15 protein-coding genes and 1 pseudogene are annotated in these 12,393 nt (G+C 68.3%); 6 read left to right on the forward strand and 10 right to left on the reverse strand.

Annotation, left to right across the window (positions count from 1 at the left end):
- Positions 1–162 precede the first annotated feature (162 nt).
- Together J5X86_RS20515 and J5X86_RS20520 are read left to right on the forward strand one after the other, a co-directional pair.
- Complete coding sequence (locus J5X86_RS20515; protein WP_208518206.1) at positions 163–1,647, forward strand: FAD-dependent oxidoreductase; 1,485 nt, start codon at positions 163–165, stop codon at positions 1,645–1,647.
- Between the two features lie 48 nt (positions 1,648–1,695).
- Positions 1,696–2,184, forward strand: a complete 489-nt coding sequence (locus tag J5X86_RS20520) for a MarR family winged helix-turn-helix transcriptional regulator (RefSeq protein ID WP_208518207.1) — start codon at positions 1,696–1,698, stop codon at positions 2,182–2,184.
- A gap of 3 nt (positions 2,185–2,187) precedes the next feature.
- Here the strand turns inward: J5X86_RS20520 and J5X86_RS20525 are convergent, their stop codons facing one another.
- Both J5X86_RS20525 and J5X86_RS20530 read right to left on the reverse strand, forming a co-directional pair.
- Positions 2,188–2,388 carry a DUF397 domain-containing protein gene (locus tag J5X86_RS20525; protein ID WP_208518208.1) on the reverse strand — a complete coding sequence of 67 codons (201 nt, stop codon included), beginning with the start codon at positions 2,386–2,388 and terminating at the stop codon, positions 2,188–2,190.
- 10 nt (positions 2,389–2,398) lie between these two features.
- Complete coding sequence (locus tag J5X86_RS20530; protein ID WP_208518209.1) at positions 2,399–3,250, reverse strand: helix-turn-helix transcriptional regulator; 852 nt, start codon at positions 3,248–3,250, stop codon at positions 2,399–2,401.
- Positions 3,251–3,403: 153 nt separating this feature from the next.
- Here J5X86_RS20530 and J5X86_RS20535 point away from each other — a divergent pair, with 153 nt between their 5' ends.
- Positions 3,404–3,898 (forward strand): ATP-binding protein, encoded by a 495-nt coding sequence (locus J5X86_RS20535; protein ID WP_208518210.1) that lies wholly within the window; start codon positions 3,404–3,406, stop codon positions 3,896–3,898.
- Here J5X86_RS20535 and J5X86_RS20540 read toward each other — a convergent pair.
- The 8 genes and pseudogenes from J5X86_RS20540 to J5X86_RS20570 all read right to left on the reverse strand — a co-directional run bounded on the left by J5X86_RS20540 (position 3,895) and on the right by J5X86_RS20570 (position 9,025).
- Positions 3,895–4,557 (reverse strand): hypothetical protein, encoded by a 663-nt coding sequence (locus J5X86_RS20540; RefSeq protein WP_208518211.1) that lies wholly within the window; start codon positions 4,555–4,557, stop codon positions 3,895–3,897. The genes J5X86_RS20535 and J5X86_RS20540 overlap by 4 nt on opposite strands.
- A gap of 73 nt (positions 4,558–4,630) precedes the next feature.
- A complete protein-coding gene (locus J5X86_RS52890) occupies positions 4,631–4,816 on the reverse strand; it encodes a hypothetical protein (RefSeq protein ID WP_374229275.1) in 186 nt (61 codons plus the stop codon).
- Positions 4,817–4,931: 115 nt separating this feature from the next.
- Positions 4,932–5,024, reverse strand: a pseudogene (locus J5X86_RS52895) (TetR family transcriptional regulator); the annotation flags it as partial.
- A 22-nt stretch (positions 5,025–5,046) separates the two neighbouring features.
- A complete protein-coding gene (locus tag J5X86_RS20550) occupies positions 5,047–5,619 on the reverse strand; it encodes a TetR/AcrR family transcriptional regulator (protein WP_308124662.1) in 573 nt (190 codons plus the stop codon).
- Positions 5,616–5,981 (reverse strand): DUF1304 domain-containing protein, encoded by a 366-nt coding sequence (locus J5X86_RS20555; protein ID WP_208518212.1) that lies wholly within the window; start codon positions 5,979–5,981, stop codon positions 5,616–5,618. The genes J5X86_RS20550 and J5X86_RS20555 overlap by 4 nt, the downstream gene beginning before the upstream one ends.
- Positions 5,982–6,160: 179 nt before the next feature.
- Positions 6,161–7,774: a monocarboxylate uptake permease MctP gene (mctP, locus tag J5X86_RS20560; RefSeq protein ID WP_208518213.1), complete on the reverse strand. Its 1,614-nt coding sequence runs from the start codon at positions 7,772–7,774 to the stop codon at positions 6,161–6,163.
- Entirely contained in the window at positions 7,771–8,031 is a 261-nt protein-coding gene (locus J5X86_RS20565) for a DUF3311 domain-containing protein (protein WP_208518214.1), read from the reverse strand. The genes mctP and J5X86_RS20565 overlap by 4 nt, the downstream gene beginning before the upstream one ends.
- A gap of 199 nt (positions 8,032–8,230) precedes the next feature.
- Positions 8,231–9,025 (reverse strand): GntR family transcriptional regulator, encoded by a 795-nt coding sequence (locus J5X86_RS20570; RefSeq protein ID WP_208518297.1) that lies wholly within the window; start codon positions 9,023–9,025, stop codon positions 8,231–8,233.
- A gap of 261 nt (positions 9,026–9,286) precedes the next feature.
- On the opposite strand from J5X86_RS20570, the gene J5X86_RS20575 reads away from it, so the two are divergent.
- From J5X86_RS20575 to J5X86_RS20585, 3 genes are read left to right on the forward strand one after another with little or no spacing between them, the layout of a single operon-like run.
- Positions 9,287–10,558: an extracellular solute-binding protein gene (locus tag J5X86_RS20575; RefSeq protein WP_208518215.1), complete on the forward strand. Its 1,272-nt coding sequence runs from the start codon at positions 9,287–9,289 to the stop codon at positions 10,556–10,558.
- Positions 10,559–10,563: 5 nt separating this feature from the next.
- Complete coding sequence (locus tag J5X86_RS20580; RefSeq protein WP_208518216.1) at positions 10,564–11,565, forward strand: carbohydrate ABC transporter permease; 1,002 nt, start codon at positions 10,564–10,566, stop codon at positions 11,563–11,565.
- On the forward strand, positions 11,562–12,392 hold the full coding sequence (locus J5X86_RS20585) for a carbohydrate ABC transporter permease (protein ID WP_208518217.1): 831 nt from the start codon (positions 11,562–11,564) through the stop codon (positions 12,390–12,392). Before J5X86_RS20580 ends, J5X86_RS20585 begins: the two co-directional genes overlap by 4 nt.
- Position 12,393: the final 1 nt, after the last annotated feature.

A 12,393-nucleotide genomic window follows, 5' to 3' on the forward strand; every position in this document is an offset into this window, starting at 1 on the left:
CGGGGTGGGGCCGGGGGCGGTGGCACCGCCGTGGCAGCGTCGTCCATATGTGTGCGTGAAGCACCTTTCAGTCCCGCCAATGGCCGTGTCTCTGCTTGACTGTGCCTCTTCATCGTGTGCATTCTGCACACGATGAAGTTATCTGTGGAAGGCGAAGCCAATATGCCCCGTGTCTCGGAACCCGAAGTGATCATCTGCGGCGCCGGTGCCGCCGGACTGACACTCGCCATTGATCTCGCCCGCAGAAATGTCGGCTTCCTGCTGATCGACAAGGCGGCCGGGCCCTTCATGGGATCCCGGGGCAAGGGGATACAGCCCCGCAGCCAGGAGGTGTTCGAGGACCTCGGCGTCATCGACCGGATCGTGGCCTCCGGCGGGGAGTACCCCGTACAGCGCTTCTACACGGACGAGGGGCCGGTCGACCGGTCCGCCATCGAGCTGTCCGGCCCGACGCCGACGGAGCCGTACCAAATACCCCTGCTGGTACCGCAGTTCCTCACCGAGCGCTGTCTGCGCGAGCGGCTCGCCGAGCTCGGGCACGCCCCGCTCTACGGCCACGAGCTCACCGGCGTCGACCAGGACGACGACGGCGTGTCCGCGCGGATCGCCACCCCGGCCGGGGAGCGGACCGTGCGCGCCGCCTATCTCGTGGGCGCCGACGGCGGATCGAGCTTCGTCCGCAAGTCCCTGGACATCGGCTTCCCGGGCCGGACGCTCGGCGTGCGGGCCGTCGTCGCCGACGTCCGCGCCGACGGCGTCTCGACGGACGCCTGGCACCGCTGGGGCCAGGGCACGGACGCCCAGGTCTCGCTGTGCCCGCTGTACGGCACGGACATGTTCCAGTACCAGGGGCCCGTCCCCTTCGACGTGGACATCGACCTGTCGGCGGCGGGCCTGACCGCCCTCTTCCACGAGCGCACGGGCCGCACCGACGTCGTTGTCCGCGAGGTGTCCTGGGCCTCCGTCTTCTCGATGAACGCCCGCCTGGCCGACACGTATCGGCGGGGCCGGGTGTTCCTGACCGGTGACGCCGCCCACGTCCATCCGCCGACCGGCGGGCAGGGCCTCAACACCGGCGTGCAGGACGCGTACAACCTCGGCTGGAAGCTCGCCGCCGTCCTGGACGGCGCCCCGGGCTCCCTCCTGGCCAGCTACGAGCAGGAGCGCCGCCCGATCGCCGAGGCCGTCCTCGGCCTCTCCGAGCGGCTGCTGGAGGCCGCGAAGGGCCGCTTCACCAACCGAGGTCGCGAGGTCAGCCAGCTCGACCTCGGCTATGTGGACTCGCCCCTCACGATCGCCGCCCCGCGCCGGGACAAGGGTCCGCTGGCGGGCGAACGCGCGCCCGACGCCCCCCTCACCGGCGCCGGAGGGCTCGACACCCGTCTCTTCAGCCTCTTCCAGGGCCCCCACTGGACCCTGCTCGGCTACGAGGCCGACCGCGCCGCCGCCCCAACCGGCCGCAAGGGCCTGCACATCCACACCACCGGCCCCCGCGGCGATCTGAACGACACCGGGGGCCACTTGCGTGACGCGTACGGGCTGCGGACCGGGCAGTGGGTGCTCATCCGCCCCGACGGATACATCGCGGCCATCGCCGACACCACGAATCTCCATGCCATCGAGGGCTACCTGGAAACCGTCGGGTGAAGCTGTGCATCGGCCGCGCCTCAGCTACCTGGCGGTAGTCTCTGGGTCATGGCCACACGACGCCAGCGGCAGGTCACGCAGCGACGGCTGCATGAATCGATCATCGACCTCATCGCGATCATGAACCAGCCGCACCGGGACGAGATCCTCATCGCCGAAGCGGGCGTCCAGCTCGACCGGGCGCTCTTCCCGCTGATCGTGGGCATTCACCGGTTCGCCCCGATCGGCGTGGTCGAGCTCGCCGACCGAGCGGGCCGCGACCACACCACGGTCAGCCGCCAGGTCGCGAAGCTCGCGGAGCTCGGTTTGGTGGAGCGTCGCCCCGGCGCGGAAGACCGCCGCGTCAAGGAAGCCCTCCTCACCGAGGAGGGGCGCCGCGTCATCGAGGCGATCGACGCCGCGCGCGGGCGGCTCAACCAGCCGGTGTTCGAGCAGTGGAGCGACCGCGACCTGCTCGAGCTGGACCGGCTCATGCGGCGCTATGTGGACGACCTGGTCGGCTGGTCCGCGGCCGAGAAGGCCGCGGACGACCGCTGACCCTTACGCCGTACCGAGGTGGTCGAGCCGCCCTGCCTTGGCGCTGCGTATGAGGGCGCTGAGGGCGGTGGGGGTGGTGGTGAGGATGGTCTCGGGTTCGTCGCTCTCGCGGAGTCGGATGGTGGCGTTGTCGGGTGCGGAGACGTACAGGCAGTTGGCCCCTTGGGAGCTGTACGAGGACTTCCGCCAGCGGTGGGTGCGCATGCGTTCCCTCTCAGGTGTCCTGCGCGATGCCATGGATCAGGTCGCGCGACTTCGCGGGCTCAAGTGCGCAGCTTTCCATCCGGTCCAGCACCGAGCGATACATCACCAACTTGGCTTCCGCGTCGATGAACTCGCAACCGTGATCCGTGTCGAGCTGGACGGTGTCGAGCTGCGGCACCGGGCCGTGAGCATAGACGATGGGCTGGCCCGAGCCCGGGAATGTGCCGCCACCGAAGGGGATCACCAGGATGGTGATGTGCTCGTGTTCGCTCATCTCGATGAGGTGACCGAGCTGTTCGTGGGTCGTCTCCGGACCGCCGAACCCCATGCGCAGGGCGGCCTCGTGGAGGATGGCCGTCAGTGGGGTCGGCTGGTCCCCGTAGAGGACCGCCTGCCGCTTGATGCGGAACGAGACCCGGTGCTCTACCTCGTATCCCGCGAGGGGCGGAATGGCTTCGTTGAAGATGGCGCGCGCATGCTGGGTGGTCTGCAGCAGGCCAGGCATGTGGACCACCGATGCGATGCGCAGGGCCGTGGCGTGGTGTTCCAGTTCGGCGAGGTCGAGCAGGCCGGGGACGAGGATCTCGCGGTACTCCTCCCACCAGCCACGAGTGCGGCCGCCGGTCATAGCGGCCAACTCCTCGACGAGCCGCGCGTCCGCGCAGGTGTAGTTGCATGCCATGGCGCGGACGCGATCGGCGCCCACGGCATACCGCCCGGCCTCGATGTTGCTGATGCGGGACTGATTGACGCCGAGGAGCGAGGCGGCCGCGGTGGTCGACAGCCCAGCGCGATCGCGTAGCTTGCGCAGCTCAGTGCCCAGTCGTTGCTGACGCAGCGTCGGGGTGGTGCTCGACGGCATGGTTCGTCCTCCTGGTCGGCACACAGTGTGCACGTGTCACCCACACAGGGCAACTTGGCCCGTATTTCGTCCCCGGAATGGAATATAGGCCATCGCAGGTTCTACGGTGTGTGCCCGGACATCGCACAACTCCTTGCACAGACCGGAGACTTCATGCCCACCGCAGCAACGGAAAACCCCTGGTCCTACTCACTGCGCCTGCCCCATGACGCCCGCGCCGCAGGCATCGCCCGCACTACCCTCCGTGCGGTCCTCGCCCGGCACGAGCTGGGCGAGCTCACCGGCCCCGCGACCCTCGTCGCAAGCGAGATGGTCACCAACGCCTACCGCCACACCACCGGCCCAGCCGAATTGCGGATCCGCGCCGTGGAGGAGGGCCGTCTGCGGATCAGCGTGTGGGACACCAATCCGGACATCCCGCCACCCTTCGACAAGCCCCCGGCCCTCTTCGATCGCTCGTCCGCCCTCGCCGAGGCCGCCGCGAACACCGAGGCCACGTACGGCCGTGGCCTCCTCATCGTGCGGATCTGCGCCGACAACTGGGGCGGTTACGCGCTCGCCGACGAGCTCTTCGGGCGGAGCGGCAAGCTGCTCTGGTTCGAACTCGCCCCGCAGCCGCCCTGCGACGCCTTCGAGATCGCCGCCTAACGCGGAGTGAGCGCCGGGGGGAAGTTCAGGGTCGGCCCGTCGTAGGAACCGCTGTATCCCTGCTCCTTCTCCTCTTCTCGCTTCTTCTCCGGCCAGCCGGGGTCCATCGCGCACGGCGCGCTGACGAACCCGGTGAGCCGCTGGAATTCCGGTTCCCAGGTGACGCGGATTCCGTAGCCGCCGTCGCGCTCCGCCCGGACGCTCCATTCCTCGATCTGCTTGTCCTTGCCGTACTCGGTGACGTGCCATCCCTTGGCGTCGAGGCGATGGCGCACCCCGCGCAGTCCGGGGAGTGCCTCCGCCTTGCGCACCTTGCTCAGGGTCCACTCGTGGTACAGCCGGTACGCGCCCTCCACGGGAGGGTCGGCGATGCTGAACAAGCCGTCCGGGTAGCAGTCGTTGTGCCCGAAGGTGTTGTTGTCGTTGACATCGACGTAACCGCCTTCGACAGTGCGGTCGATGCCGAGCGCGGCGTAGGCGTCCCGGGAGTACCCGGAGAGCAGGCGCGCCCGCTTCTCGGGGTCGACGTCGGGATAGGTGGAGTCGACGCTCGCGTACGCGAGCCCCGCGAGTCCGGCCGCGGCCAGTGCCAGCACGCTGGTGCATCCGACGCGCCACCCACTGCCGCCCTTTCTGGCGGGCGCCTCACTTTCGGTCATATACGGGACGGTAGGTCCCGGCTCCGGTGGTACGGATCCGCGCGGCCGCTCAGGACGGCCTAGGTACCGGTACTCACGTCAGGACGGTCGCGGAGAGGTCGCGCAGATCGTCGAAGGCTCGGAGGAGGTGCGCGTCCAGGCCCTGCTCGGGGTCGTCGAGCCAGGCCCCGGCGGCGTGGTGGAAGGTGGCCCAGCCGGTCTGGGCGGCCAGGTCGGCCAGCCGGTCGGCGACACCGCGCTGCCGCAGGGTCTCCGCCACGGCTTCGGTGAGGGACGCGGCCTTGGCCGGCTCGCGTTCGCGGAGCGTGGGCGTCGCGGCGATGATTGTGCCGGAAGAACGTGCGCTCGTTGACGCCCGCCCGGGCGGCGATCTCGGCCGTGGTGGTCCGGTCGAACCCACGCTCCCGGTACAGCTCCAGGGCCGCCTGCTGAAGGCGGCGGCGCGCTTCTGCTCCGCTCCGTGGCATGCCCCGAGGTTCCGCGGCACCGTCACGGGAACGTCCTGTGGATGGAGATCAGCAATCGCCAGACCTGCCGCGAGAGCGCGTCGGGCTCCGCGTCGATCAGCCCGTGGAGCCAGTCGGCGAACAGGCCCGTGAACGTGGCGGCCACAGCCGAGTCCGCGGCTTCGGAGTGGCGCAGCCCGGCGCGTTCCCGTTCGAGCCGGGAGCGCGTCCGGAGTTCGCGGTGCAGCAGCTCTCCCAAGGGGCCGCCGCCGCCCGCCTGGAGCAGACCCCGGTACAGCTCGGCGTGGGCCGTCACCGACGTGAAGAACTCGGCGAGCGCGGACGGGGGTACATCGGGGTCGGGAACGCCTTCGAAGGCGTGAACCGCTTCCACGGCATCCCGGACCACCTCCGCGCACGCGTCGATGGCCAGCGCCTGGAGGTCCTCGTAGTGCAGATAGAACGTGGCGCGGCCGACCTCGGCGCGGCGAACCACCGAGGAGACGCTCACCTTTTCCAGCGGCTGGGAGGCGCATTCGGCGAGCAGCGCGTCACGCAGCCGCCCACGGGTCCGTACGGTGCGCGGGTCCTGGCCCGCCGTCAGATCGTCACTCACCCGGCGATGATGACAGCCGCCAGAGCGAGCGCGCCCGGAGTGAGCTGTGAGAACAAGATCTTTCGGTTCTTTGTGCTGGCCGCCCCGTAGGCACCGGCGGCCACGACGCAGATGAGGAAGAAGACCTGTGCCTGGAAGCCCACCGGATCGGACGCGACCAGGCCCCATATCAGGCCGGCGGCCAGGAAGCCGTTGTACAGACCCTGGTTGGAGGCCAGGGGCGCGGTGATACGAGCCGTCTCCTGATCCATGCCGAATACCGCCAGGCCGCGCGGCCGCTGCCAGAGGAACATCTCCAGCACCATGATGTACGCGTGCAGCGCCGCGACCGCACCGACCAGAACTTCCGCCAGAACCCGCACCGCGATCCCACCCCTTTTTTCCGCATGTCAAGGTCGGCGCGCCATCGCCGCCACTTCCTGGACAACTGTACAGGAAGTCATCCGCGACTCGTACGCACGCGAACGGGCCGCCGGCTCCCCGTCAGTCAGGGGGAGCCGACGGCCCGTTCGCCGTCAGTCGGCGCAGACCGCCGCAGGCGTCAGTGGCCGCCCGGTGAGCCCGCCGTGGCCGGCGGAAGGTCGGCCTGGACGCCCGGGTCGCCCGCGTCCGCCTTGTAGTCGGAGGCGGTGGTCTCGTCGATGCCGTCGGGGGCCTTGACCGCCCGCAGCACAAACGTCAGCACGACGGTCACCAGCACGTTGAGGACGATCGCGGTGAAGCCGATGTAGCCGATCTCCCCGATGGCGGGCATATCGGCGGTGTTGCCGAAGTGCTTCTGGGTGCCGCTCGGGGTGTCGTACGCCTTCCACGTTCCGTAGACCATGCCGACCGCCCAGCCCGCCAGCAGCGCCCAGCGGTGGAACCAGCGGGTGAACAGGCCGCCCACCAGGGCCGGGAAGGTCTGGAGGATCCAGATGCCGCCCAGTAGCTGGAAGTTGATCGCGACGGTCTTGTCCATGCCCAGCACGAAGATCAGCGCGCCGACCTTCACCAGCAGCGAGACCAGCTTGGAGACCTTGGTCTCCTCCTCCGGCGTGGCGTTCGGCCGCAGGAAGTCCTTGTAGATGTTGCGGGTGAAGAGGTTCGCCGCGGCGATCGACATGATGGCCGCCGGGACGAGCGCGCCGATGCCGATCGCGGCGAAGGCGATGCCCGCGAACCAGTCGGGGAACATGTCCTCGAAGAGCTGGGGGATGGCAAGCTGGCCGTTTTCGACCGTGACCCCGGCGGCGATGGCCATGAAGCCGAGGAGCGCCAGCAGCCCCAGCATCAGGGAGTACAGCGGCAGGATCGTGGTGTTGCGGCGGATCACCTCGCGGCTGCGGCTGGAGAGCGTCGCGGTGATCGAGTGCGGATACATGAACAGGGCGAGTGCCGAGCCCAGGGCCAGGGTGCCGTAGGCCCATTGGCCCTCCGCCGGGGGTGCGAGCGATCCCGTACCCGCCTTGGTGAACTTGTCGTTCGCCGCGCTGAAGATGTCGTCGAAGCCACCCAGCTTGATCGGGATGTAGATGATCGCCACCGCGATGACGATGTAGATCAGGGTGTCCTTGACGAAGGCGATCAGCGCGGGCGCGCGCAGCCCGGAGGAGTACGTGTACGCCGCGAGGACGCCGAAGGCGATCAGCAGCGGCAGGTCCTTGATGAACCAGTTGGTGTTCTCCCCGCCGCCGACGCCCATCACGTCCAGCACCGCCTGGATGCCGACGAGCTGGAGGGCGATGTACGGCATGGTGGCGAGGATGCCGGTGACCGCGACGGCCAGCGAGAGCCCCTTGGAGCCGAACCGGCCGCGGACGAAGTCCGAAGTGGTGACATACCCGTGCTTATGGGACACCGACCACAGTCGCGGCAGGAAGGTGAAGATCAGCGGGTAGACCAGGATGGTGTACGGGACCGCGAAGAAGCCGGACGCGCCCGCCGCGTAGATCGCCGCCGGGACGGCGACGAAGGTGTACGCGGTGTAGAGGTCGCCGCCGAGCAGGAACCAGGTGATCCAGGTGCCGAAGCTGCGGCCGCCCAGTCCCCATTCGTCGAGGTTGTTGGCGTTCTCGGCGGCGCGCCAGCGCGCGGCCAGGAACCCCATGACCGTGACGACCACGAAGAAGAAGATGAAGACGGCGAGTGCGACGCCGTTCACTCCGTCGTTCATGCCGGCTCACCCCCCTTGCGTGCCCGCTGCTCGCGGCGGACCAGGATGTAGGCGACCGAGGTCAGCACGGCCGAGATTGGCACCCAGAGCATCTGGTACCAGTAGAAGAACGGGATCCCGATGAGGGTCGGCTCGACCTTGGCGTACGAGCCGACCCAGAGCATCCCGACAAAGGGTGCGATCAGGCACAGAGCGGCCACGACGCGCGTAGGCGTCACGACCGGTCTCCTGCCGGGTGAAGCGGACGTGTCTGACATGCGGCGGGCTCCAGTCCCCTCGGCTCATCACCTGCGTCACAGTCGATCACCTGAGTCCCAGCTGATCATTTGTGTAATGCGCAGGAAATCTAAGCCCCCGGCCCGGCGGTCGTCACTACCCGTCCGTATATCGGTATGAGAAAGAAAGCAGGTCGCCGTGGCGCGGCGCTGCCGTGGCGAGCCCCGGACGTACCGCCGCTCAGCCGTTCGGCCGCTGGAGCCGGGCCACGAACTTGTAGCGGTCCCCGCGGTAGACCGACCGCACCCACTCCACCGGCTCCCCGACCGCGTCCCGCGAGTGGCGCGAGAGCATCAGCATCGGCAGCCCCACATCGGTGCCCAGCAGCCCCGCCTCGCGCGGGGTGGCCAGCGAGGTCTCGATGGTCTCCTCGGCCTCGGCCAGGCGGACGTCGTACACCTCGGCCAGCGCCGTGTAGAGGGAGGTGTACTTCACCAGGCTGCGGCGCAGCGCGGGGAAGCGCTTGGCGGACAGATGGGTGGTCTCGATCGCCATCGGTTCACCGCTGGCCAGCCGCAGCCGCTCGATGCGCAGCACCCGCCCGCCTGCGGTGATGTCCAGCAGCCCGGAGAGCCGCTCGTCGGCGGTGACATAGCCGATGTCCAGTAGCTGGGAGGTGGGCTCCAGGCCCTGGGCCTTCATGTCCTCGGTGTACGAGGTGAGTTGCAGTGCCTGGGAGACCTTGGGCTTGGCCACGAAGGTGCCCTTGCCCTGGATCCGCTCCAGGCGCCCCTCGACGACCAGCTCCTGCAGCGCCTGGCGCACGGTGGTGCGCGAGGTGTCGAACTCGGCGGCCAGGGTGCGCTCCGGGGGTACCGGGGTGCCGGGTGGCAGGGTCTCGGTCATCTCCAGCAAGTGGCGCTTGAGACGGTAGTACTTCGGGACGCGCGCGGTGCGCGCCCCAGCGGAGCCGTTGCCGTCGCTCTCGGCCGTCGTGATGGCCGCCGCTGCCGCCGTTGCCCCCTCGGTCTCCATCGCGCGCCCTTCCGACTCCTGGTCCGCTGCCGTCACCGGCGTCTGCCGCCGTCACCGGTCTCCTGAAGAATCCAGCGCCTCACATCGTGGCACGGTCCCGGCTCCGGGCATCCGCTCGGTCCGGATGTCGGGAAGTGTCGGTCCGGTAACGGAGCCGCCGGTGACTCTTATACACCCTTGACACCCCAAAAGGTCTAGGCCAAGCTGCGGGCACTGGTCTGGACCATTAAACCTCTCGTCCGGCCTTCTGAGGAGAGTGCAGTGAAGCGTGGGCTCATAGCGGCGACGGGTGTCGCGGCAATGCTGGTATCCGTCGCGGCCTGTGGGTCCGACGGCGATGACAACAAGGCCGGAGCGGACGGTTTCAAGGGCGAGACGCTGACCGTCTGGGCGATGGACGGCTCCACGCCCGAGGGCTGGACGAAGGATGTCAAGGCCGCTTTCGAGAAGAAGACGGGCGCCAAGCTGAAGCTGGAGATCCAGCAGTGGAACGGCATTCAGCAGAAGGTGACCACCGCACTCTCGGAATCCGATCCGCCGGATGTGCTGGAGATCGGCAACACCCAGACGCCGTCGTACGCGCAGACCGGCGGACTGGCCGAACTGGATGACCTGAAGAAGTCGATCGGCGCCGACTGGTCGGAGTCGATCAACAAGTCCGCGGTCTACGACGGCAAGCAGTACGCGGCGCCGTGGTACGCGGCCAACCGGGTCGTCCTCTACAACAAGAAGATCTGGGCCGAGGCCGGGATCAAGGACACCCCCAAGACCCGTACCGAGTTCTTCAAGGACCTGGACACCATCCAGCAGAAGACGGACGCCGAGCCGATCTATCTCCCTGGCCAGAACTGGTACTTCTTCGACGGACTGACCATCGGCACCGGCGCCGACCTCGTCAAGAAGGACGGCGACAAGTGGGTCTCCAACCTCGCCGACCCCAAGGTCGGCAAGGCCATGGACATCTACAAGCAGTACCAGTCCTTCAGCAAGGCCCCCAAGGACAAGGACGAGGCCACCCCGCAGCAGGGCGAGGTCTTCGCCAAGGGCAAGACCGGCGCGTTCATCGGCATGGGCTGGGAAGCCGGTATCGCGATCAAGGCCAACCCGAAGATCGAGAAGGACCTCGGCTACTTCACCATCCCGGGTGAGACCGCCGGCAAGCCGGAGGGCGTCTTCCTCGGCGGCTCCAACCTCGCGGTCGCCGCGGGCAGCGAAAAGCAGGAACTGGCCAAGGAGTTCCTGAAGATCGCGCTCAATGACACCTACGAGGGACAGCTCGCCAAGGAAGGCGGCGTCATCCCCAACAAGGAGTCGCTCCAGGCGCAGCTCAAGGGCAACCCCGCCGGACTGGCCGCCGCGCCGGCCGCCGCGACCGGCGGCACCACCCCGCTGATCCCCGAATGGGCCGCGGTGGAGAACGCCCCGAACCCGGTCAAGACCTATATGACCGCGGTGCTCACCGGTAAGTCGCCCGCCGAGGCGGCCAAGTCGGTCGAAGGCGAGCTGAACAAGCGCCTCAGCCAGGAGCGTTGAGCCGAATGTCCGTAGCGACCGAACGCCAGGACCCCGGCCCGGCGGCGGCCGGGGTCCGCCGGAGCGGGGAGCCGCCAGGCACCCGCCGCCCGGCCCCGGGCACCCCCGGGCGCGGACGGCTGACCGGCGCCGCCCCGTACCTCCTGCTGCTGCCCGCGCTGGCGGCGACCGCCCTGCTGCTGGGCTGGCCGCTGGTCAAGGACGGCCTGCTGTCGTTCCAGAACCTCAATATGCGGCAGCTTATCCAGCACCTCACCGAGTGGAACGGTGTCGACAACTACCGCGAGACGCTGACCAGCGAGGACTTCTGGCGGGTCACCCTCCGGTCGGTGATCTTCACCGCGGTCAACGTCGTGCTGATCATGCTGCTCGGCACCCTGGTCGGACTGCTGCTGGCCCGCCTCGGCAGCAAGATGCGGCTGCTGCTCTCGGTCGGTCTTGTGCTGGCCTGGGCCATGCCGCCCATCGCCGGCACCACCGTCTTCCAGTGGCTCTTCGCCGCCCGCTTCGGGGTGGTCAACTGGGTCCTGGACGCGCTCGGCTGGCACTCCATGGCGCACTACAACTGGACCGGCAGCCAGTTCTCCACCTTCTTCATCATCACCGTGCTGATCGTCTGGCAGTCGATCCCCTTCGTGGCGATCAACCTCTACGCCGCGACCACCACCATCCCCGGCGAGCTCTACGAGGCGGCCGCGCTCGACGGCGCCGGCACCTGGAAGAGCTTCACCTCGGTGACGTTCCCCTTCCTCAAGCCGTTTCTGCTGGCCACGACGTTCCTCGAAGTCATCTGGGTCTTCAAGGCGTTCACCCAGGTCTTCGCGATCAACGAGGGCGGCCCCGACCGGCTCACCGAAACCCTTCCCGTCTACGCCTTCATCGAGGGCGTCGGCAACCAGCACTACGGCATGGGCGCCGCGATCTCGGTGCTGACCATCGTGGTCCTGCTGGCGCTGACCTCCTACTACCTCCGGACCGTGCTCAGGCAAGAGGAGGACGAGCTGTGAAGCGCTCGCCGCTGGCCCGGCTGTGGCCCAACGCGACCGCCGTCGTGCTCTTCATCGGCTTCGCGTTCCCCGTCTACTGGATGTTCACCACGGCCTTCAAGCCGACCTCGGACATCATTTCCGAGGACCCGGTGTGGTTCCCGACCGGAGCCACCCTGGACCACTTCCAGAAGGCCGTGAACGCCGACCACTTCTGGACGCTGGTGGGCAACTCGCTCACCATCACCCTCTCGGCGGTCGGCCTCTCCCTGCTGATCGCGCTGCTCGCGTCGTTCGCCCTCGCCCGGATGCGGTTCAAGGGGCGCCGCGGCTTCCTGGTGACCTTCATGATCGCGCAGATGGCGCCCTGGGAAGTCCTGGTCATCGCCATCTACATGCTCGTCCGCGACGGCGACATGCTGAACAGTCTGCTTCCGCTGACCCTGTTCTACATGGTCATGGTGCTGCCCTTCACGATCCTCACGCTCCGCGCCTACGTGGCCGCGATCCCCAAGGAGCTGGAGGAGTCGGCGATGGTCGACGGCTGCACCCGTCCGCAGGCGTTCGTCCGGGTGATCTTTCCGCTGCTGGCGCCCGGCCTGATGGCCACCTCGCTCTTCGGCTTCATCACGGCCTGGAACGAATTCCCGCTCGTCCTCATCCTGAACAAGGACCCGGGAGCCCAGACGCTTCCGCTGTGGCTGTCCAGCTTCCAGACCGCCTTCGGCGACGACTGGGGTGCCACCATGGCGGCGGCCTCGCTGTTCGCCATCCCGATCCTGGTTCTGTTCCTGTTTCTGCAACGCAAGGCGGTCGGTGGGCTCACTTCCGGCGCTGTGAAGGGATGAT

Origin of the sequence: Streptomyces sp. NEAU-YJ-81 (assembly GCF_017592595.1) — a bacterium.
GTDB lineage: Bacteria > Actinomycetota > Actinomycetes > Streptomycetales > Streptomycetaceae > Streptomyces > Streptomyces hygroscopicus_B.

What these genes read in the sequence shown, in the direction of transcription:
- J5X86_RS20515 (WP_208518206.1), top strand. Translation starts at nt 163, where the DNA reads ATGCCCCGTGTCTCGGAACCCGAAGTGATCATCTGCGGCGCCGGTGCC.
- J5X86_RS20520 (WP_208518207.1), top strand. Translation starts at nt 1,696, where the DNA reads ATGGCCACACGACGCCAGCGGCAGGTCACGCAGCGACGGCTGCATGAA.
- J5X86_RS20525 (WP_208518208.1), bottom strand. Translation starts at nt 2,388, where the DNA reads ATGCGCACCCACCGCTGGCGGAAGTCCTCGTACAGCTCCCAAGGGGCC.
- J5X86_RS20530 (WP_208518209.1), bottom strand. Translation starts at nt 3,250, where the DNA reads ATGCCGTCGAGCACCACCCCGACGCTGCGTCAGCAACGACTGGGCACT.
- J5X86_RS20535 (WP_208518210.1), top strand. Translation starts at nt 3,404, where the DNA reads ATGCCCACCGCAGCAACGGAAAACCCCTGGTCCTACTCACTGCGCCTG.
- J5X86_RS20540 (WP_208518211.1), bottom strand. Translation starts at nt 4,557, where the DNA reads ATGACCGAAAGTGAGGCGCCCGCCAGAAAGGGCGGCAGTGGGTGGCGC.
- mctP (WP_208518213.1), bottom strand. Translation starts at nt 7,774, where the DNA reads ATGAACGACGGAGTGAACGGCGTCGCACTCGCCGTCTTCATCTTCTTC.
- J5X86_RS20565 (WP_208518214.1), bottom strand. Translation starts at nt 8,031, where the DNA reads ATGTCAGACACGTCCGCTTCACCCGGCAGGAGACCGGTCGTGACGCCT.
- J5X86_RS20570 (WP_208518297.1), bottom strand. Translation starts at nt 9,025, where the DNA reads ATGGAGACCGAGGGGGCAACGGCGGCAGCGGCGGCCATCACGACGGCC.
- J5X86_RS20580 (WP_208518216.1), top strand. Translation starts at nt 10,564, where the DNA reads ATGTCCGTAGCGACCGAACGCCAGGACCCCGGCCCGGCGGCGGCCGGG.